The organism is Paraburkholderia atlantica, from assembly GCF_000092885.1.
In the GTDB taxonomy this organism is placed as follows: Bacteria; Pseudomonadota; Gammaproteobacteria; order Burkholderiales; family Burkholderiaceae; genus Paraburkholderia; species Paraburkholderia atlantica.
Genome location: NC_014117.1, coordinates 2,483,416 through 2,504,320, shown reverse-complemented (window position 1 = coordinate 2,504,320; position 20,905 = coordinate 2,483,416). Strand labels below are relative to the sequence as shown.

The 20,905-nt window shown below is 63.3% G+C and carries 18 protein-coding genes; 17 read left to right on the top strand and 1 reads right to left on the bottom strand.

Annotated features, from left to right (window positions below):
- Positions 1 to 210 precede the first annotated feature (210 nt).
- The 17 genes from gyrA to cysM all read left to right on the top strand — a co-directional run bounded on the left by gyrA (position 211) and on the right by cysM (position 19,514).
- On the top strand, positions 211 to 2,841 hold the full coding sequence (gene gyrA, locus BC1002_RS11190; protein ID WP_083788685.1) for a DNA gyrase subunit A: 2,631 nt from the start codon (positions 211 to 213) through the stop codon (positions 2,839 to 2,841).
- A 124-nt stretch (positions 2,842 to 2,965) separates the two neighbouring features.
- Complete coding sequence (locus tag BC1002_RS11185; RefSeq protein ID WP_013090147.1) at positions 2,966 to 3,571, top strand: DUF2059 domain-containing protein; 606 nt, start codon at positions 2,966 to 2,968, stop codon at positions 3,569 to 3,571.
- Positions 3,572 to 3,777: 206 nt separating this feature from the next.
- Positions 3,778 to 4,860 (top strand): 3-phosphoserine/phosphohydroxythreonine transaminase, encoded by a 1,083-nt coding sequence (serC, locus tag BC1002_RS11180; RefSeq protein ID WP_013090146.1) that lies wholly within the window; start codon positions 3,778 to 3,780, stop codon positions 4,858 to 4,860.
- A 63-nt stretch (positions 4,861 to 4,923) separates the two neighbouring features.
- The gene (gene pheA, locus BC1002_RS11175; RefSeq protein WP_013090145.1) at positions 4,924 to 6,003 is read left to right on the top strand and encodes a prephenate dehydratase; all 1,080 of its coding nucleotides are present in this window, start codon (positions 4,924 to 4,926) and stop codon (positions 6,001 to 6,003) included.
- A gap of 81 nt (positions 6,004 to 6,084) precedes the next feature.
- Positions 6,085 to 7,206, top strand: coding sequence for a histidinol-phosphate transaminase (gene hisC, locus BC1002_RS11170; protein ID WP_013090144.1), 1,122 nt, complete (start codon positions 6,085 to 6,087; stop codon positions 7,204 to 7,206).
- A 61-nt stretch (positions 7,207 to 7,267) separates the two neighbouring features.
- The gene (locus BC1002_RS38825; protein ID WP_013090143.1) at positions 7,268 to 8,209 is read left to right on the top strand and encodes a prephenate dehydrogenase; all 942 of its coding nucleotides are present in this window, start codon (positions 7,268 to 7,270) and stop codon (positions 8,207 to 8,209) included.
- Positions 8,210 to 8,227: 18 nt separating this feature from the next.
- Positions 8,228 to 9,532 carry a 3-phosphoshikimate 1-carboxyvinyltransferase gene (gene aroA, locus BC1002_RS38820; protein ID WP_013090142.1) on the top strand — a complete coding sequence of 435 codons (1,305 nt, stop codon included), beginning with the start codon at positions 8,228 to 8,230 and terminating at the stop codon, positions 9,530 to 9,532.
- 47 nt (positions 9,533 to 9,579) lie between these two features.
- Positions 9,580 to 10,263 carry a (d)CMP kinase gene (gene cmk / locus BC1002_RS11155; RefSeq protein ID WP_013090141.1) on the top strand — a complete coding sequence of 228 codons (684 nt, stop codon included), beginning with the start codon at positions 9,580 to 9,582 and terminating at the stop codon, positions 10,261 to 10,263.
- Positions 10,264 to 10,404: 141 nt separating this feature from the next.
- The gene (gene rpsA, locus BC1002_RS11150; RefSeq protein WP_008921410.1) at positions 10,405 to 12,138 is read left to right on the top strand and encodes a 30S ribosomal protein S1; all 1,734 of its coding nucleotides are present in this window, start codon (positions 10,405 to 10,407) and stop codon (positions 12,136 to 12,138) included.
- A gap of 21 nt (positions 12,139 to 12,159) precedes the next feature.
- Complete coding sequence (locus BC1002_RS11145; protein ID WP_006050255.1) at positions 12,160 to 12,483, top strand: integration host factor subunit beta; 324 nt, start codon at positions 12,160 to 12,162, stop codon at positions 12,481 to 12,483.
- 297 nt (positions 12,484 to 12,780) lie between these two features.
- Entirely contained in the window at positions 12,781 to 13,074 is a 294-nt protein-coding gene (locus BC1002_RS11140; protein WP_013090140.1) for a LapA family protein, read from the top strand.
- A gap of 78 nt (positions 13,075 to 13,152) precedes the next feature.
- The gene (gene lapB, locus BC1002_RS11135) at positions 13,153 to 14,328 is read left to right on the top strand and encodes a lipopolysaccharide assembly protein LapB (RefSeq protein ID WP_013090139.1); all 1,176 of its coding nucleotides are present in this window, start codon (positions 13,153 to 13,155) and stop codon (positions 14,326 to 14,328) included.
- A 126-nt stretch (positions 14,329 to 14,454) separates the two neighbouring features.
- The gene (locus BC1002_RS11130; RefSeq protein ID WP_013090138.1) at positions 14,455 to 15,858 is read left to right on the top strand and encodes a UDP-glucose dehydrogenase family protein; all 1,404 of its coding nucleotides are present in this window, start codon (positions 14,455 to 14,457) and stop codon (positions 15,856 to 15,858) included.
- Positions 15,824 to 16,831 (top strand): D-glycero-beta-D-manno-heptose-7-phosphate kinase, encoded by a 1,008-nt coding sequence (rfaE1, locus tag BC1002_RS11125; protein WP_013090137.1) that lies wholly within the window; start codon positions 15,824 to 15,826, stop codon positions 16,829 to 16,831. The genes BC1002_RS11130 and rfaE1 overlap by 35 nt, the downstream gene beginning before the upstream one ends.
- Positions 16,832 to 16,927: 96 nt before the next feature.
- On the top strand, positions 16,928 to 17,920 hold the full coding sequence (gene rfaD, locus BC1002_RS11120; protein ID WP_013090136.1) for an ADP-glyceromanno-heptose 6-epimerase: 993 nt from the start codon (positions 16,928 to 16,930) through the stop codon (positions 17,918 to 17,920).
- Positions 17,921 to 17,998: 78 nt separating this feature from the next.
- Positions 17,999 to 18,373 (top strand): ComEA family DNA-binding protein, encoded by a 375-nt coding sequence (locus tag BC1002_RS11115; protein WP_013090135.1) that lies wholly within the window; start codon positions 17,999 to 18,001, stop codon positions 18,371 to 18,373.
- A gap of 238 nt (positions 18,374 to 18,611) precedes the next feature.
- Positions 18,612 to 19,514 carry a cysteine synthase CysM gene (gene cysM, locus BC1002_RS11110; RefSeq protein WP_013090134.1) on the top strand — a complete coding sequence of 301 codons (903 nt, stop codon included), beginning with the start codon at positions 18,612 to 18,614 and terminating at the stop codon, positions 19,512 to 19,514.
- A 112-nt stretch (positions 19,515 to 19,626) separates the two neighbouring features.
- On the opposite strand, the gene mltB is transcribed toward cysM, so the two are convergent.
- Positions 19,627 to 20,805 carry a lytic murein transglycosylase B gene (gene mltB, locus BC1002_RS11105; RefSeq protein ID WP_041734396.1) on the bottom strand — a complete coding sequence of 393 codons (1,179 nt, stop codon included), beginning with the start codon at positions 20,803 to 20,805 and terminating at the stop codon, positions 19,627 to 19,629.
- Positions 20,806 to 20,905 lie beyond the last annotated feature (100 nt).

Sequence of the window (20,905 nt, the reverse complement as noted above, 5' to 3'; positions counted from 1 at the left end):
GAGCGGCGAATTGGCCCCATGCAGGAATCGAGCCTGATGAGCCCGAAATTGTGAGATTGGCGAGGTGTTGGCGGGTACCGCTCTAATATGTATACGTACCGTCGTCGGGCGCCGATGCGTGGCATGTTAGAATCGCGTGATGCGTTGCGCCTGCAATGCTTACGCGAAGTTGCGGCGAACCCGCGCCTTCGCACGTAAAAGATACGGATAATGGATCAATTCGCCAAAGAGACTCTGCCAATCTCCCTTGAGGAGGAAATGCGCCGTTCGTATCTCGATTACGCGATGAGCGTGATCGTAGGGCGAGCGCTTCCCGATGTCCGCGATGGCTTGAAGCCGGTTCACCGGCGCGTGCTGTACGCGATGCACGAGCTGAACAACGACTGGAACCGCGCCTACAAGAAGTCGGCGCGTATCGTCGGCGACGTCATCGGTAAATATCATCCGCACGGCGACACCGCTGTCTACGACACGATCGTACGGATGGCGCAGGACTTCTCGCTGCGCTACATGCTCGTCGACGGCCAGGGGAACTTCGGTTCGGTCGACGGTGACAACGCCGCGGCAATGCGTTACACCGAAATCCGCATGGCGAAGATCGGCCACGAACTGCTGGCCGACATCGACAAGGAAACGGTCGACTTCGTGCCGAACTACGACGGCAGCGAGAACGAGCCAGCCATCCTGCCCGCGCGCATCCCTAACCTGCTGATCAATGGCTCGTCCGGCATCGCGGTCGGCATGGCGACCAACATTCCGCCGCACAACCTGAACGAAGTCGTCGACGCGTGTCAGCATTTGCTGAAAAACCCGGAAGCGACGATCGACGAGCTCATCGAGATCATCCCCGCACCCGACTTCCCGACCGCCGGCATCATCTACGGCGTGGCCGGCGTGCGAGACGGCTATCGCACCGGTCGCGGCCGGGTCGTGATGCGCGCGCTGACGCACTTTGAGGAAATCGACCGTGGCCAGCGCATGGCGATCATCGTCGACGAATTGCCGTATCAGGTGAACAAGCGTTCGCTGCTCGAGCGTATCGCCGAACTCGTCAACGAGAAGAAGCTCGAAGGCATTTCCGACATCCGCGACGAATCCGACAAGAGCGGCATGCGTGTCGTGATCGAGCTCAAGCGCGGCGAAGTGCCCGAGGTCGTGCTGAACAACCTTTACAAGGCGACCCAGCTTCAGGACACGTTCGGCATGAACATGGTCGCGCTCGTCGACGGTCAGCCGAAGCTCCTGAATCTGAAGGAAATGTTGACGTGCTTCCTGTCGCATCGCCGGGAAGTGCTGACGCGGCGCACCGTCTACGAACTGCGCAAGGCGCGCGAACGTGGTCACGTGCTCGAAGGTCTTGCGGTTGCGCTCGCGAACATCGACGAATTCATCGCGCTGATCAAGGCCGCGCCGACACCGCCTATCGCCAAGCAGGAACTGATGTCGCGCTCATGGGATTCGTCGCTCGTGCGCGAAATGTTGTCGCGCGCCGAGACGGATAACGCGTCGGCCGGCGGTCGCGAAGCTTATCGTCCGGAGGGGCTCAACCCGTCGTTCGGCATGCAGGCCGACGGCCTCTACCGCTTGTCCGATACGCAGGCGCAGGAAATCCTGCAGATGCGTCTGCAACGCCTGACCGGTCTCGAGCAGGACAAGATCATTGGCGAATACCGCGACGTGATGGCGCAGATCGCTGACCTGCTGGACATCCTGGCTCGCCCGGAACGCATTTCGGCGATCATCGTCGAAGAACTCACGTCGATCAAGGCCGAATTCGGCGATGCGCGTCGCTCGAAGATCGAGTTGAACGCGACCGAGCTGAACACCGAAGACCTGATCACGCCGCAGGAAATGGTCGTGACGATGTCGCACGCGGGCTACGTGAAATCGCAGCCGCTGTCCGAATATCGGGCCCAGAAGCGCGGCGGTCGTGGCAAGCAGGCCACTTCCATGAAGGAAGACGACTGGATCGACACGCTGTTCATCGCCAATACACACGACCACATCCTGTGCTTCTCGAATCGCGGCCGTGTGTACTGGGTCAAGGTCTACGAGGTACCGCAGGGCTCGCGCAATTCGCGCGGGCGGCCCATCGTCAATATGTTCCCGCTGCAGGAAGGCGAAAAGATCACGGTCGTGCTGCCGGTCAAGGAGTTCTCGGCCGACAAGTTCGTGTTCATGGCGACCGCGTTGGGAACGGTAAAGAAGACGCCGCTCGAAGCATTCAGCCGGCCGCTGCGCAAGGGTATTATTGCGGTCGGTCTCGATGAGGGTGATTACCTGATCGGCGCCGCGATCACCGACGGCCAGCACGACGTGATGCTGTTCTCGGATTCGGGCAAGGCAGTGCGCTTCGACGAAAACGACGTGCGTCCGATGGGCCGCGAGGCGCGCGGCGTGCGCGGCATGCAGCTCGAGGACGGCCAGAACGTGATCGCGTTGCTGGTGGCCGGCGACGAGCAGCAGTCGGTGCTCACCGCGACCGAGAACGGTTTCGGCAAGCGCACGCCGATCACCGAGTACACGCGTCATGGCCGTGGCACGAAGGGCATGATCGCGATCCAGACGTCGGAGCGCAATGGCAGGGTCGTTGCCGCGACGCTCGTGGACCCTGAAGCGCAGATCATGCTGATTACCACGACGGGCGTGCTGATTCGCACGCGAGTGTCGGAAATTCGTGAAATGGGACGCGCAACGCAAGGTGTTACACTCATCAGCCTTGACGAAGGGACCAAGCTGTCCGGTCTGCAACAGGTAGCTGAGGCGGAGGGCGAGTCGGAAATCGATTCCGACGGCTCCACTGAAGGTGATAACGGCGGTGAGGGCGGCGGCGCGGCCTGATCCGTGCCAGCGGCTTTCAGTCTCAGTTAATACGTTGAAGCTACGCTGCGGGTCAACGCGTATCGGGCCGGTACGCTTTCCCGTGCGGCGTGCGGTTCAAGTTAATTTCTCTTAGGGAGTAATGATGCAAAAACGATTTAAACAACTGATGTTGCTGGCTGCCATCGTGCCGACCTTCGCCATGGCTCAAGCGCTGCAGAACCAGGCGCCCGCAGCTCCGGCTGCCGCAGCAGCACCGGTTGATCCGGCCAAGCAAGCTGCCATCAAGGACCTGCTCGACGCCATCGACGCGCAGAAGCTGGTTGGCGCAATCGGCAACAGCGCGCAGATGCAGGCCAAGCAGCTCGTGCCGGCAATCCTGTCGGACGCGCTGACCGAGAACAAGACGATGACGGACAAGCAGAAGCAGGCTGCCGTGCCGGCCCTGCAAAAGAACGCGGTACCGAAGCTGGTGGACGCGGCAGGTCAGGTCTTCGCAACCGACGCTTTCCGTCAGGACGCGATGCAAGCTCAGTACGATGCGTACGCGAAGTACTACAGCGTGTCGGAAATCAAGGACCTGACCACGTTCTACAAGAGCCCGACCGGCCGCAAGTTCATCCAGGTGCAAGACCAGGTTGGCCGCGACGTCGTGAACGGTCTGATGCAGAAGTACATGCCGGAATCGATCAAAGCAACGCGTGATCAGGCCGACAAGGAAGTCGCATCGGTCAAGGCGGCTGCCAAGTAAATTCCGCTCGCGGGCCGCGCTCATCAGTCGGCCTGTCGCCGCGCCTGCTGGGCCGCCCGGCGTGGCGGGTTGGCGGCGACAATGCGATAATGGTCGTTTGCGCACTGGCGCAGACGGCCATTTTCTTTTTCGCCGAGCCATTTCGCAGTTCTTTTCGCCGATTCCCGCGCGACATTGTTATTTCGCGCCCGCTTCCAGGACCTCACATGCGCGTTTTTAATTTCTCCGCCGGCCCGGCGGCCATGCCCGAAGAAGTGCTGCGCCAGGCAGCCGACGAGATGCTGAACTGGCAAGGCAGCGGCATGAGCGTGATGGAAATGAGCCATCGTGGCAAGGAATTCATGTCGATCCACGAAGCAGCGCTGACCGATCTGCGCGAATTGCTGCAGGTTCCGGCAAGCCACCGCATCCTGTTCCTGCAGGGCGGCGGGCTCGGCGAAAACGCGATCGTGCCGATGAACCTGCTCGGTTCGAAACCGCGCGCTGATTTCGTTGTCACCGGCTCGTGGTCCCAAAAATCGTTCAAGGAAGCGCACAAATACGGCACCGTGCATCTTGCCGCGACAGGCAAGACAGCCGACGGCTTCACCCGCGCGCCGGCGCGTTCTGAATGGCAACTGTCGGACGATCCGGCTTACGTGCATTTGTGCACCAACGAGACCATTCACGGCGTCGAAACTTTCGAGATTCCCGACCTCGGCGACATTCCGCTCGTCGCGGACGCGTCGTCGCATATCCTGTCGCGCCCGATGGACATCGCCAAATACGGCGTGCTGTTTGGCGGCGCGCAGAAGAACATCGGCATGGCGGGGGTGACGGTCGTAATCGTGCGTGAGGACATGCTCGATCGCGCGATGCCGATCTGCCCGTCGGCGTTCGAATGGAAGACCGTCGCCGAGAACAACTCGATGTACAACACGCCGCCCACCTATGCGATCTATATCGCCGGGCTCGTGTTCAAGTGGTTGAAGAAGCAGGGCGGCCTCGTGGCGATGGAGGCACGCAACCTTGAAAAATCGAAGCTGCTGTACGACACGATCGACTCGAGCAGCTTCTATCTGAACAAGGTCGAACGTGGCTCGCGTTCGCGGATGAACGTACCGTTCTTCCTTGCCGACGAGTCGCGCAACGAGGATTTCCTGTCCGGCGCGAAAGCGCGGGGATTGGTGCAGCTAAAGGGCCACAAGTCCGTCGGCGGCATGCGGGCGTCGATTTATAACGCCGTCCCGCTCGAAGGCGTCAAAGCGCTTGTCGAATACATGAAGGAATTCGAACAGCGCAGCGCCTGAGTCGCACTGACCGGCAGGCGCGCGCATCTTTTCCAGCAGTTACCCCGCAGAGCCGTTTTACGCATGGACGACGAACTCAATACACGACTCAAACCTCTGCGCGATCGCATCGACGCGCTCGACGCGCAGCTGATCGCGCTCCTGAACCAGCGCGCGTCGGTCGCGCTCGAAGTGGGCGAGGTCAAGAAGCATTTCAACGCGCCGGTGTTCCGGCCCGAGCGCGAGATGCAGGTGATCGCGCGCCTGCAGGAAATGAGCGCGGGGCCGCTCGCGGACGAACACATCAGCGCGATCTGGCGCGAGATCATGGCAGCGAGCCGCGCGCTAGAAAGGAGCATCAAGGCCGCGTACCTCGGGCCGGTCGGCACCTATAGCGAACAGGCGATGCACGAGTACTTTGGTCAGTCGATCGAAGGGTTGCCGTGCCCGTCGATCGACGAAGTATTCCGCTCGGTCGAGGCTGGCGCTGCCGACTACGGCGTCGTGCCGGTCGAGAACTCGACCGAAGGCGCGGTGTCGCGCACGCTGGACCTGCTGCTGCAAACGCAGCTGACCATCGGCGGCGAACTGGCATTGCCGATCCATCACAACCTGCTCACGCAGAACGGGCTCGTCGGCGTCACGCGCGTCTGCGCGCACGCGCAAGCGCTTGCGCAGTGTCAGCGCTGGCTGTCGACCAATGCGCCGCATCTCGAGCGTCAGGCGGTGTCGAGCAATGCGGAAGCCGCACGGATGGCGTCCGAAGATCCGACCGTCGCGGCCATCGCCGGCGATCGCGCCGCGATCCACTACGGCCTGCAGGTCACCAACGCGCTGATCCAGGACGATCCGCACAACCGTACGCGCTTCGTAATGATCGGCAAGGAGCCGACCGGTCCGAGCGGCTACGACCAGACCTCGCTGATCGTGTCGGTCGCGAACGAACCGGGCGCGATGGTCAAGCTGCTCGAGCCGCTCGCGCGCCACGGCGTGTCGATGACACGTTTCGAATCGCGCCCCGCGCGCGTCGGCACGTGGGAGTACTACTTCTATATCGACGTCGAAGGCCATCGCGACGATCCGGCCGTGGCGGCCGCGCTCGCGGGCCTCGGCGAAAAAGCCGCGTTCCTGAAGATACTCGGCTCGTATCCGCGCGCCCGCTAAGGGCCGGCAGCGCAGCCCGGGCGGCGCCGCGTGCGCCGCCCGAACGCATATTTCACTATCCATCGTCGTTCGGAGATTTTCATGACAGCGTCTTTCGGCCCTTCCTATGTGCGTGCGATCGCGCCGTACATCGCCGGCAAGCCAGTTTCGGAAGTGGCCCGCGAGTTCGGTCTCGACGAGGCGAGCATCGTGAAGCTGGCATCGAACGAGAATCCGCTCGGCATGCCGGAATCCGCGCAGCGCGCGATGGCGCAGGCGGTCGCCGATCTCGGCCGCTATCCGGACTCGAACGGTTTCGAGCTGAAGGCGGCGCTCTCCGCGCGTTACGGCGTGCCGGCTGAGTGGATCACCCTCGGCAACGGCAGCAACGACATCCTCGAACTCGCGGCGCACGCGTTCGTCGAGAAGGGCCAGGCGGTTGTGTTCTCGCAGTATTCGTTCGCGGTCTATGCGCTCGCGACGCAAGGCGTCGGCGCGCGCGCGATCGTCGTGCCGGCGGTGCGCTACGGTCACGACCTCGACGCGATGCTCGCCGCGATCGACGACGACACGCGTCTCGTGTTCGTCGCCAATCCGAACAATCCAACCGGCACGTTCGTCGACGGCCCGACGCTCGAGGCGTTTCTCGGCAAGGTGCCGCGCCACGTGGTCGTCGTGCTCGACGAGGCGTACACCGAGTATCTGTCGGCGGACAAGCGCTACGACTCCATCGACTGGGTGCGCCGCTATCCGAACCTGCTGGTTTCGCGTACGTTCTCGAAGGCGTTCGGGCTTGCGGGCTTGCGCATCGGCTTCGCGATCGCGCAGCCCGGGTTGACCGATTTGCTGAATCGAGTGCGTCAGCCGTTTAACGTAAATACGCTCGCGCAAGCCGCGGCGATTGCGGCACTGAACGACAGCGCGTTTCTGCAGAAAAGTGCGGCGCTGAACGCGCAGGGCTATACGCTTCTGACCGAGGCGTTCGACAAGCTCGGCCTCGAATACGTGCCGTCCGAAGGCAACTTCGTGCTCGTGCGCGTCGGCAGCGACGACAAAGCCGGCGCCCGGGTGAACCTCGCACTGCTGAAGCAGGCCGTGATCGTGCGACCGGTCGCCAACTACGGCTTGCCGCAGTGGCTGCGCATCACGATCGGCTTGCCGGAGGAAAACGAAGCATTCCTCGCTGCGCTCGAGAAGACGCTTGCCGAGCCTGCCGCAGCGTAAACATTGAACCTTGACCCCGCGCGTCGAAAGGCAGGAATGGCGCGCTTAATGTCCGTATTGTGTGAGCGACGTGGCCGCGTTTTCTTTTAACAAGCTGGTGATTTTCGGTGTCGGCCTGATCGGCGGATCGCTCGCGCGCGCGTTGCGTGAACGCGGCGAAGCCGGTGGAGCGCGCACGGTGATCGGCGTCGGACGGACGTCCGCGTCGAGCGAGCGCGCGTTGGCGCTCGGGGTGATCGACGGCGCCGCGGTGCTCAACGACGACGTCGCGCTGCGCGACGCGCTCGCGGGCGCGGACTTCGTGCTGCTCGCGGCGCCGGTCGCGCAGACCCAGCCGCTGCTCGAACGCATCGCGCCCCATCTCGACGCGAAGACGATCGTCACCGATGCGGGCAGCACCAAGTCCGACGTGGTCGCCGCCGCGCGCGCGGCGCTTGGCGCGCGGATCGGGCAGTTCGTGCCGGGCCATCCGATCGCCGGCCGCGAGTCGAGCGGCGTCGATGCCGCATTGCCCGATCTGTACGTGAACCGCAACGTCGTATTGTGCCCGCTGCCGGAGAATGCGCCGGAAGCGGTCGAGCGCGTCGCGGCGATGTGGCGCGCCACCGGCGCCTTGGTGCGGGACATGACGCCGCAGCAGCACGACCGCGTATTCGCGTCGGTCAGTCATCTGCCGCATGTGCTGTCCTTCGCGCTCGTCGAGCAGATCCTCAATTCGCCCGACGCCGCGTTGAAGTTCTCGTTCGCGGCGGGCGGGTTTCGCGACTTCACGCGCATTGCCGCGTCGAGTCCGGAGATGTGGCGCGACGTCTGCGTCGCCAATCGCACGGCGCTGCTCGACGAGCTCGATGCGTACACCGCGGTACTCGCGCGCCTGCGCACGGCGATCGAAGCCGGCGACGGCGCCGCGCTCGAAGCCGTGTTCGCGCGCTCGCGCGTCGCGCGCAGTCAGTGGCAAGAGCAGCGCGCGGCTGGCGTGGCCAGTGGCGACGCATCGAAATAACCGGAAACTGGACACATCATGGAATTCCTCGATCTCGGACCTTTTTCCCGTGCGTCCGGCACGGTTCGTCTGCCCGGCTCGAAGAGCATCTCGAACCGGGTGCTGCTGCTCGCCGCGCTCGCCGAAGGCGAGACGACGATCACGAACCTGCTCGATTCCGACGACACCCGCGTGATGCTCGACGCACTCGAAAAGCTCGGCGTGCGTTTGAAGCGCGACGGCGACACCTGCGTCGTGACCGGCACGCGCGGCGCGTTTACGGCGCGCACGGCTGACCTGTTCCTTGGCAATGCGGGCACGGCGGTGCGTCCGCTGACCGCGGCGCTCGCCGTGAACGGCGGGGACTACCGGATCCACGGCGTGCCGCGCATGCACGAGCGGCCGATCGGCGATCTCGTCGACGGTTTGCGCCAGATCGGCGCGAAGATCGACTACGAGCAGAACGAAGGCTATCCGCCGCTGCGCATCCGTCCCGCCCAGATCATGGCTGACGCGCCGATCCGCGTACGCGGCGACGTGTCGAGCCAGTTCCTGACCTCGCTGCTGATGACGCTGCCGCTGTTGCGCACCGCGAGCGGCGTCACCACCGTGCAGGTCGACGGCGAGCTGATCTCGAAGCCGTACATCGAGATCACGATCAAGCTGATGGCGCGTTTCGGCATCGAGGTCGAGCGTCACGGCTGGCACCAGTTCGTGGTGCCGGCGGGGCAGCGTTATCGGTCGCCGGGCACGATCATGGTGGAAGGGGATGCGTCGTCCGCGTCGTATTTCCTTGCCGCGGGCGCGCTTGGCGGCGGGCCGCTCAGAGTGGAAGGAGTGGGCCGCGCGAGCATCCAGGGCGACGTCGGGTTTGCCGATGCGCTGATCAAGATGGGCGCGAACCTGCAGATGGGCGACGACTGGATCGAAGTGCGTGGCGTCGGCAACGACCATGGCAAGCTGGATCCGATCGACATGGACTTCAACCTGATCCCCGACGCCGCGATGACGATCGCGGTCGCCGCGCTGTTCGCGGACGGCACGACCACGCTGCGCAACATCGCGAGCTGGCGTGTGAAGGAAACCGACCGCATCGCCGCGATGGCGACCGAGCTGCGCAAGGTTGGCGCGAAGGTACAGGAAGGCGAGGATTTCCTCGTCGTCACGCCGCCCGAAAAGCTGATCCCGAATGCCGCGATCGATACCTACGACGACCACCGCATGGCGATGTGCTTCTCGCTCGTAAGTTTGGGCGGCGTGCCGATCAGGATCAACGACCCGAAGTGCGTCGGCAAGACGTTCCCCGATTATTTCGAGCGCTTCACGGCGCTCGCGCAACCCTGATGCAACCCAGATTCGCGTGCGGATCGCCCGATGTGCGACATTTTTAGATGAAACCGACCCGTCCCTTTCACCAGACGCCCGTCATTACGATCGACGGCCCCAGCGCCTCCGGCAAAGGCACTGTGGCCGCGATGGTGGCCGCCAATCTTGGCTTTCACCTGCTCGACAGCGGCGCGCTGTACCGGCTCGCGGCCCTCGCGAGCTTGCGCTATGGCATCGCGGCGGACGACGTCGACGCACTTGTCAAACTGATCGACGACCTCCACATCACGTTTCGCGAGGGGCTCGCGCAGCTAGATGGGATCGACGTATCGACCGAAATTCGCGCCGAGGAAGTGGGCAGCCGCGCCTCGGCGATCGCCGTGCACGCGCCCGTTCGAACCGCGCTGGTGGCGCGCCAGCGGGCGTTTCGCAAGGAGCCGGGGCTGGTCGCCGACGGCCGCGACATGGGCACCGTGATCTTCCAGGACGCCGCGCTGAAGGTGTTCATGACCGCGAGCGTCGAGGCTCGCGCGGTGCGCCGGCATAAGCAATTGATCCAAAAAGGATTTTCTGCTAATATAGATGACTTGCTCCGGGATTTGCGTGAGCGCGACGAGCGTGACAGTCAGCGCGCGGCCGCGCCGCTCAAGCCCGCGGCGGATGCAAAGCTGCTTGATACCTCCGCATTGTCGGTCGACCAGGCGGTCGAGCAGGTGGTGCAATGGTATGAAGCGCTGGTCACGCAGTAGTGGCCAGCGGCGGCAGTGCCGTTGTTGGTAGGTGCTTCGCGATGGTCGCGAAGCGTTGTTTTTAACCCTTTAACCCCGCGTGGCGTTCGCGTATTTGCCGCAGTTGCTGACCGGTCCGGTGAGCCAGGCGTTGCGAAGACCATGCAAACTCTGATTTTTATGTCCGACCTGCAAACCTCTACCCCGAATACCGAATCTTTTGCGGCTCTGTTCGAAGAGTCGCTGACCAAGCAGGACATGCGCGCTGGCGAAGTGATCTCCGCCGAAGTCGTGCGTGTCGACCACAACTTCGTGGTCGTGAACGCTGGTCTGAAGTCCGAAGCCTACATCCCGCTCGAAGAGTTCCTGAATGACGCGGGCGAGGTAGAAGTGCAGGCGGGCGACTTCGTTTCCGTCGCGATCGACGCGCTGGAAAACGGCTATGGCGACACCATCCTGTCGCGTGACAAGGCGAAGCGTCTGGCTTCGTGGCTGTCGCTGGAAAAGGCGCTGGACAACAATGAACTCGTGACCGGTACGATCACGGGCAAAGTCAAGGGCGGTATGACCGTGATGGTCAACGGCATCCGCGCGTTCCTGCCGGGTTCGCTGGTTGATACGCGTCCGGTCAAGGACACGACCCCGTACGAAGGCAAGACCCTCGAATTCCGCGTCATCAAGCTCGACCGCAAGCGTAACAACGTCGTGCTGTCGCGCCGTGCTGTCATCGAGGCAACGCAAGGCGAAGAGCGCGCGAAGCTGCTCGAAACGCTGAAGGAAGGCGCGATCGTCGAAGGCGTGGTCAAGAACATCACCGACTACGGCGCGTTCGTGGACCTCGGCGGTATCGACGGCCTGCTGCACATCACCGACATCGCATGGCGTCGTGTGCGTCATCCGAGCGAAGTTCTGTCGGTTGGCCAGGAAGTCACCGCGAAGATCCTCAAGTTCGACCAGGAAAAGAACCGCGTTTCGCTCGGTATCAAGCAACTGGGCGACGATCCGTGGGAAGGCATCTCGCGCCGTTACCCGTCGGGCACGCGTCTGTTCGGTAAGGTCACCAACATCACCGACTACGGCGCATTCGTCGAAGTGGAATCGGGCATCGAAGGCCTCGTCCACGTGTCGGAAATGGACTGGACCAACAAGAACGTTGCTCCGTCGAAGGTTGTCCAACTGGGCGACGAAGTCGAAGTCATGGTTCTCGAAATCGACGAAGACCGCCGTCGTATCAGCCTCGGCATGAAGCAGTGCAAGCCGAACCCGTGGGACGACTTCAGCCGCAACTTCAAGAAGGGCGACAAGATCAGCGGCGCCATCAAGTCGATCACCGACTTCGGCGTGTTCATCGGTCTGCCGGGCGGCATCGACGGTCTGGTTCACCTGTCGGATCTGTCGTGGAGCGAAACCGGCGAGGAGGCCGTTCGCAAGTACAAGAAGGGCGACGAAGTGGAAGCGATCGTTCTCGGCATCGACGTCGAGAAGGAACGTATTTCGCTGGGTATCAAGCAGCTCGAAGGCGACCCGTTCAGCAACTACGTTGCAATGAACGACAAGGGTTCGGTCGTCGACGGTACCGTCAAGTCGGTGGACGCGAAGGGTGCTGTGGTCCAGCTGTCGGGTGAAGTCGAAGGCTATCTGCGTGCTTCGGAAATCGCCCAAGACCGCGTGGAAGACGCTCGCAACGTGCTGAAGGAAGGCGACAAGGTCAACGCGATGATCATCAATATCGATCGCAAGTCGCGGGGCATCAACCTGTCGATCAAGGCGAAGGATTCGGCTGAACAACAGGAAGCCATCCGTGGTCTCGCTGCTTCGGATTCGAGCGCAGCCGCTACCGGCACGACGAACCTCGGCGCGCTGCTGAAGGCCAAGCTCGACGGCCAGAACCAGTAAGCCTGAGAGGTCTGCTGCAGTATGACCAAATCGGAATTGGTCGCCCAGCTGGCTACGCGATTTCCGCAACTTGTTCTCAAGGATGCGGACTTCGCGGTGAAGACGATGCTTGATGCGATGTCGGAGGCACTTGCCAAAGGCCATCGCATCGAAATTCGTGGCTTCGGCAGCTTCGGCCTCAACCGCCGTCCCTCCCGCGTCGGACGCAATCCGAAGTCGGGCGAGAAGGTGCTGGTACCCGAGAAGTACGTACCGCACTTCAAGCCGGGCAAGGAATTGCGCGAGCGGGTGGATCGTCGCGCGGGCGAGCCGCTGAAGGCCGAGGAGCCGGATGACGACCTTTAATGACTACGCTGTGTGTCTTGCAGCGTGGCATAGCTAGCGTCAGCGGCCAAAGCCAGTCGGCAAAAGACCAGGAAAAGCGCCTTCGGGCGCTTTTTTTTCGTCCATCATTTGAGAAGTGGTGCCTTCCGTTGCGGCCATTGCATTTCGCGAATCTCCCGTAAGTGCCCCGTCCCGCCACTTGCTGCCCAGCCGCGAGGGCATCCATTACAATACGGGTCACTTCGGCGCGGGCAACACCGTGGCGCGACGCGTCATCAAGCCGGCGTCACCCCGCAACTGCCGTGAAGAGATCTATTCATGAAATTTATCGTCTGGCTGATCCGTGTGCTGGTGTTCGTGCTGCTGCTGGTGCTGGCGCTTTCCAACACGCAACCCGCTACGCTGAATTTCCTCGCCGGCTATGTCTGGTCGGCGCCTTTGATTCTGATCGGCCTCGCGTTTTTCGTGATCGGCCTGCTCGCGGGGCTCGTGTCGGCGATGCCGGCCGTCGTGCGTCTGCGCATGGAGAATGGCCGGCTCAGGCGCGAGTTGCGCGTGGCACGCGAGACTCCGGCCGTGGTGGAGCAGCCGCCGATGCCGCCGCTGATCTGAGCTGTCTGAGCTGTCTTGCGTCGCGCGCTTTGAGCGCGGCTTTTCGTTTTCGCTTTCCCGCACATTTGCATTAATCGCATGGATCTAGACTTCTGGTGGCTGCTGGTCATACCCGTCGCGTTCGCGTTCGGCTGGATGGCGGCGCGCTACGACCTCAAGACGCTGCTGTCCGAAAGCGCCAACCTGCCGCGGTCGTATTTTCGTGGCCTGAACTTTCTGCTCAACGAGCAGCCCGACCAGGCGATCGACGCATTCATCGAAGTCGTCAAGCTCGATCCTGAAACCGTCGAATTACATTTCGCGCTCGGCAATCTGTTCCGCCGGCGCGGCGAAACGGACCGCGCCATTCGGGTGCATCAAAATCTGCTGAGCCGCGCGGATCTGCCGGTCAACGAGCGCGATCACGCGCTGTACGAACTCGGCCAGGACTTCCTGAAAGCGGGTCTGCTCGACCGTGCCGAAGAAACCTTCCGCTCGCTGCAGGCGGGCGATTACGCACTGGGCGCTCAACGCGCGCTGTTGACGATCTACGAGATCGAGAAGGACTGGGTCAAGTCGATCGATACCGCGCGCCATCTCGAAACGATGGGCGCGCCGTCGCTCGACAAGGAAATCGCGCAGTTCCATTGCGAACTTGCTCAGGAAGCGCTGCAGCAGAAGAAGCCGGACGAAGCACGTCATCAGCTCAGTCTCGCGCTGAAGGCGAACCCGACCAACGTGCGCGCGACGATCCTGTTCGGCGATGTCGACGCGGCCGGCGGCGCGCCGGAAGCGGCGATCGGGCAGTGGCGCCGGGTCGAGGAGCAGAACCCCGCCTATCTGCCGCTCGTTGCCGAGAAGATCATGAAGGCGTATGAAGCGCTCGGCCGCGCGCAGGAGGGCGCCGATCTGCTGACCACTTGGGTCGACCGTCACCCGAGCAATGATCTACTCGACGTCGCGTATCAGCACGTCGCGTCGCTGCGCGGCGCCGATGCCGCGCATGCGCTCGCGCGCACGCAGATGCAGAAGTCGCCGAATCTCGCCGGCATGACGCGTCTGCTCGAAGCGCAGCAGGCCGTCGCCGAAGAGCCGCGGCGCAGCGAGCTCGAGCTGATGCGCACACTGATCCGCCAGCGCACCAAAAATCTGCCACGCTATACGTGCCAGAATTGTGGTTTCAGGGCGCGGCTTTTCTACTGGCAGTGCCCGGGATGCAGCGGTTGGGAAACCTATGCGCCGCGCCGCGTCGAGCCGATTGCCGCGTCAAGCTGATGCCGCACGGGCGGCTTTGGCCGCGTCGGCGTTCATTGCCGCGCCATCGCCCCGCGAATTTCGCAACGAGTTTATCGCCGGCCTCATGAGCGGCATTCATCACCGGAACCATCTACCGGACAGCGTATGAAAATCACCATTATCGGCACCGGCTATGTGGGCCTTGTCACCGGCGCTTGTCTCGCCGAAATCGGCAACGACGTCTTCTGTCTCGACGTCGATCAGCGCAAGATCGACATCCTGAACAAAGGCGGCGTGCCGATTCACGAGCCGGGCTTGCAGGAGATGATCGCCCGCACGCGCGCGGCCGGCCGCATCACGTTCTCGACCGATGTTGCGGCGAGCGTCGCGCACGGCGACGTGCAGTTCATCGCGGTCGGCACGCCGCCCGATGAAGACGGCTCCGCCGACCTGCAATACGTGCTCGAGGCCGCGCGCAACATCGGCCGAACGATGAACGGCTTCAAGGTGATCGTCGACAAATCGACGGTGCCGGTCGGCACCGCGCAACGCGTGCGCGCGGTGATCAACGAAGAGCTCGCGAAACGCGGGCTCGCGGGAAGCGCGCAGCATCGCTTCTCAGTGGTGTCGAACCCCGAGTTCCTGAAGGAAGGTGCGGCCGTCGACGACTTCATGCGCCCCGACCGGATCGTGATCGGCATCGATGAAGACGAACCCGGCGCGCGCGCGCGCGAAATGATGAAGCGTCTGTACGCGCCGTTCAACCGCAATCACGAACGCACGCTGTACATGGACGTGCGCTCGGCCGAGTTCACCAAGTACGCGGCCAACGCGATGCTCGCGACGCGCATCTCGTTCATGAACGAGATGTCGAATCTCGCGGACAAGGTCGGCGCCGACATCGAGGCGGTGCGCCGCGGCATCGGTTCCGATCCGCGCATCGGCTATCACTTCCTGTACGCGGGCTGCGGCTATGGCGGCTCGTGCTTTCCGAAGGACGTGCAGGCGCTGATCCGCACCGCGAGCGAGAGCGGCCACAACCTGCGCATTCTCGAGGCGGTCGAGGAAGTGAACGACCAGCAGAAGGACGTGCTCGTGAACAAGATCGCAGCGAAGCTCGGCGAAGATCTGGGCGGCCGCACGTTCGCGGTGTGGGGCCTCGCGTTCAAGCCGAACACGGACGACATGCGCGAGGCGCCGAGCCGTCGCGTGATCGGTGAGCTGCTCGCGCGCGGCGCGAACGTGCGCGCGTACGATCCGGTCGCCGTGACCGAGGCGCAGCGCGTGTTCGCGATGGATCTGCATGCGGCGCCCGAGCAGCTCGCGCGCCTCACATTCACGAGCACCCAGGACGAAACGCTGACGGGCGCCGATGCACTCGTGATCGTGACCGAATGGAAGGAGTTCAAGAGTCCTGATTTCGTGCATCTGAAATCGGTGCTGAAGACACCGCTGATTTTCGACGGCCGCAATCTGTACGAACCGGACGCGATGATCGAGCTCGGTATCGACTACCACGCTATTGGACGCCCCTATGCCCAACCCTCTGAACTTCCGGCCGATGCCTGAGGCCATGCCCGCGGCGCCCGCGTCCACGACGGCGCAGAAGCTGACGGTCGTGCCGCGCGGGCAGCTCAGTGCGGCGCGCGTGCTGGTGGTCGGCGACGTGATGCTCGACCGTTACTGGTTCGGCGACGTCAACCGCATTTCTCCGGAGGCGCCCGTGCCGGTCGTGCACGTGCAGCGCCAGGAAGATCGCCTGGGCGGCGCGGCGAACGTCGCGCGCAACGCGGTCGCGCTCGGCGCGCAAGCGGGCCTGTTGTGCGTGGTCGGTCATGACGAGCCCGGCGAGCGCATCGTGCAGCTGCTCGACGAAAGCGGCGTGACGCCGCATCTCGAACGCGATCCGGCCTTGCTGACGACGATCAAGCTGCGGGTGCTATCGCGTCAGCAGCAATTACTGCGCGTCGATTTCGAGAACTCGCCGGCGCATGAAGTGCTGCTAGCGGGGCTTGCGCGTTTCGACGAGCTGCTGCCATCGCACGACGTGATCCTGATGTCCGACTACGCGAAGGGCGGCCTCACGCACGTCACGCAAATGATCGCGAAGGCGCACGCGGCCGGCAAACCGGTGCTCGTCGATCCGAAGGGCGACGACTGGGAACGCTATCGCGGCGCGACGCTGATCACGCCGAATCGCGCGGAATTGCGCGAGGTCGTCGGGCAGTGGAAGTCCGAGGAAGACCTGATCGCGCGCGTCACGAAGCTGCGCGCCGAACTACAGTTCGAGGCGCTGCTGCTGACGCGCTCGGAGGAGGGCATGACGCTGTTTGCCGACGATGGCATCCTGCACGCATCGGCCGTTGCGCGCGAAGTGTATGATGTGTCGGGCGCGGGCGACACCGTGATCGCGACGCTTGCCGCGATGCTCGGCGCGGGTCTTTCCCTCGTCGACGCGGTCGGGCTTGCGAATCGCGCGGCCGGCATCGTGGTCGGCAAACTGGGCACCGCCACCGTCGACTACGACGAACTCTTCTCCTGATGCAGCCCGCGGGGCGCCGTCGTCGACGGACCAGCGGGCCCCTCGCGGCGTTGACTGAACGAAGCTCACTACCAAGCTCACTACGGCAGGATCATCATGACCGTCATCGTCACCGGCGCGGCCGGTTTTATCGGCAGCAATCTCGTGAAGGCGCTCAACGAGCGCGGCGAACAGCACATCATCGCCGTCGACAACCTCACGCGCGCGGACAAGTTCAGGAATCTGGTCGACTGCGAAATCGACGACTATCTCGACAAAACCGAATTCGTCGACCGCTTCAGGCGCGGCGACTTCGGCAAGGTGCGCGCGATCTTCCACGAAGGTGCCTGCTCGGACACGATGGAAACCGACGGCCGCTACATGATGGACAACAACTATCGCTATAGCCGCGACGTGCTCGACATCTGTCTCGCGCAGGACGTCCAGTTCCTGTATGCGTCGTCGGCGGCGACGTATGGCGGCTCGAGCCGCTTCGTCGAGGAGCGCGAGCTCGAGCAGCCGCTCAACGTGTACGGCTATTCGAAGTTCCTGTTCGACCAGGTGATTCGCCGCGTGTTGCCCACCGCGAAAAGCCAGATCGTGGGCTTCCGTTATTTCAACGTCTACGGTCCGCGCGAAACGCATAAGGCGCGCATGGCGTCGGTCGCATTTCACAACTTCAACCAGTTCCGCGCCGAGGGCAAGGTCAAGCTGTTCGGCGAATACAACGGCTATGCGGCTGGTGAGCAGACGCGCGATTTCATCTCGGTCGAAGACGTCGTCAAGGTCAATCTGTTCTTCTTCGATCATCCGGAGAAGTCCGGCATTTTCAATCTCGGCACCGGCCGCGCGCAGCCGTTCAACGACATCGCGAGCACCGTGGTCAACACGCTGCGTGCGCTGAACAACGAGCCGGCGCTGTCGCTCGCGGATCAGGTGCAACGCGGGCTGATCGAATACATTCCGTTTCCCGACGCGCTGCGCGGCAAGTATCAGTGCTTCACGCAGGCCGATCAGTCGAAGCTGCGCGCGGCCGGCTACGACGCGCCGTTTCTGAGCGTGCAGGAAGGTGTCGATCGTTACGTGCGCTGGCTGTTCGGCCAGGTGTAATTAGTACGCCGTCCTCTTTAAACTGGAATCTCCTGGCCGGTGATGGTCGCCGGCCAGTGGCAACAGGGAGATTCCAATATGTTTCGAAAAGTACTGGTTACCGCGGCGATGCTCGCCGCTTTCGGCCACGCGTATGCGGCGGTCGACGTCAACACGGCTAACGAGGACGCGCTGCGCGGCATCAAGGGCATCGGTCCGGCAAAAGCCAAAGCGATCGTCGACGAACGCAATGCGCACGGCCCGTTCAAGGACGCGGCCGATCTCGGCAAGCGCGTCAAGGGCATGGGCGGCCACACCATCGAGCGCCTGCAGGCGGAGGGTCTCGCTGTCGGACCGGTTGGCGCGGCTGCTAGCACGCAGGTTGCGGCAGCTGCAGCGGCCAAGGAGCCGGCCGCTGCGGCCGCGCCCGCCGCCACGCAGAAGGGCGCCGCCGCAGTGGCGGTGAAGAAGTAAGCGGCCGCGAGCCTTGCGCATGCCATGCTGACTCGCGGCTTGCGGCGCGCAAGGTCCGCGAACATCCCATTGCTTCGATTTGCACACACCACTTCCCGCGGCTCGCAGCCGCGGGCTTTTTGCGCCGCAAGCGGCATGCATCCATGCGGACAGAAGGGCTGCAGGCCAGCGCCGGAGTTCGTGGTTTAGAATCGATGGATTGAAGACACTCTTTCGCGCATCGATCGCTAGACCTCATATGGCATACAAAACGATTGAAGACACGGTCGGCAATACGCCGCTCGTACAACTCGTCCGGCTTCCCGACGACGAGATCCGCAGCCGCAACAATGTGATCCTCGCGAAACTCGAGGGCAACAACCCGGCGGGGTCGGTGAAGGACCGTCCGGCATTGTCGATGATCAAGAAGGCCGAAGCGCGCGGGCGCATCAAGCCGGGCGACACGCTGATCGAGTCGACCAGCGGCAACACGGGCATCGCGCTCGCAATGGCTGCGGCGGTCCGCGGCTACAAGATGGTGCTGATCATGCCGGAAGATCTGTCGGTCGAGCGCCGTCAGAGCATGGCGGCCTACGGCGCGGAAATCATTCTGACGCCGGTCAAGGGCGGCATGGAGTACGCGCGCGATCTCGCGGAGCAGATGCAGCGCGAAGGCAAGGGCATCATCCTCGATCAGTTCGCCAACCCGGACAATCCGGCCTCGCACATCGAAGGCACGGGTCCGGAAATCTGGCGTGACACGGAAGGGCGCATCACGCACTTCGTGTCGTCGATGGGCACGACCGGCACGATCATGGGCGTGTCGACATATTTGAAGACGCAGAACCAGCAGATTGAAATCATCGGCGCGCAGCCGGAAGAGGGTTCACGTATTCCGGGTATTCGCAAATGGCCGGAAGCGTATCTGCCGAAAATTTTCGACCGCAGCCGCGTCGACCGTGTGGAGAACGTCAGTCAATCCGCCGCCGAGGCGATGGCGCGCCGCCTGGCGTCGGTCGAAGGCATCTTCGCCGGAATTTCGTCGGGCGGCGCGTGCGAAGTCGCGCTGCGCATCGCGCGTCAGGTCGAGAACGCGACGATCGTGTTCATCGTCTGCGATCGCGGCGACCGTTATCTGTCCACTGGGGTCTTTCCCGCGTAAGCGGGTCACCGAGCGCCTTCGCGGGCGCACGAGCCAATGAAAAGCGCCGGTCGAGCCGGCGCTTTTTTTACCTCCGTCAACGCGAGGCGCCCACGGCGACTCGCTGCGTGACTCACTGCGAATCTGAGTTCGACTGATCCGCCTGACCTCGCGACGCGCCGCCGTTGTTGGCCGCTTTCGCGGCATTCGCCGCGTCGATTGCTTCCATCTGCGCTTTGACCTTCTGACCCAGCTGATACACCGCGAGCGCATAGAAGAAGCTGCGGTTGTAGCGGGTGAGCACGTAAAAGTTTTTCAGGCCGAGCACGAACTCGGTGCCGCGTCCCGGTGTCGGCAGATCGACCACCGTGACCGGCGTGCCTGCTTCGGAAGCGATGTCGAAGTTCGGCTCGTTCAGCACGAGGCCGGCGCGCAGCAACTGGTCGAGCGGCCAGTGCGGCTCCGGCTGACCGGTGGCCGCCGCCTGCGCGACACCGAGGCTACCCGCGTCCGAGCCGATTCGCCATACCACCGGCCGACCGCTTTCCCAGCCGTTCTGGCGCAGATAGTTCGCGACGCTGCCGATCGCATCGGCGTCACTCGTGCGCAGATCGATGTGCTTGTTGCCCTCGTAGTCGACCGCGTATTGGACGATGCTGCTCGGCAGGAACTGCGGAATGCCGATCGCGCCCGTGTACGAACCGAGCACCGTGTTCGGGTCGATCTGCGCGTCGCGCGTCCATACCAGGTAGTCTTCGAGATTCTTGCGAAAGGTCGCCTGGCGGTCCGCGCGATTCGCGGTGTTCGGATAGTCGAAGCTCAGCGTGGTCAGCGCATCGAGCACGCGGAAATTACCCATGTAGCGGCCATAGATCGTCTCGACGCCGATGATGCCGACGACCATCTCCGGCGGCACGCCGAACTCCTGATACGCGCGCTGCAGCGTGGCGCGGTTCTCGCGCCAGAACTGCACGCCGGCATTGACGCGCACCGGGTCGAGGAAGCGCGCCTGATACGAGCGCCAGTTCTTGACCGACGGCGTCAGCGACGGCGTGACCAGCTTCACCGCGGTCGCCGAGTAGCTGACGCCGGCAAACAGCGCATGCAGCGACGCTTCGTCGAAATCGTAGCGCGCGACCATCTCGTTGATGAACGCATCGACGTTCGCGTTGTTCGCATAACGCTGCGGAATGATCTCTTCCTCAAACGTTTGCCCTTGCGGTACCGGCTGTTGCGGCTGGCTCTGCGCGAGCTGCACCGAGGCTTTGCGCGGGGCGCTTTGCGCGCTCGCGGGACTTGCTGCGATGAACATGCACGATGCGACGGTCAGTGAGGCGGCGAGGGTGTTGAGGCGAAGCCGGTTGCATGGGGATCCTGCGGACAGAGCAAGCTTGACGGTCATGGTGAGCAGT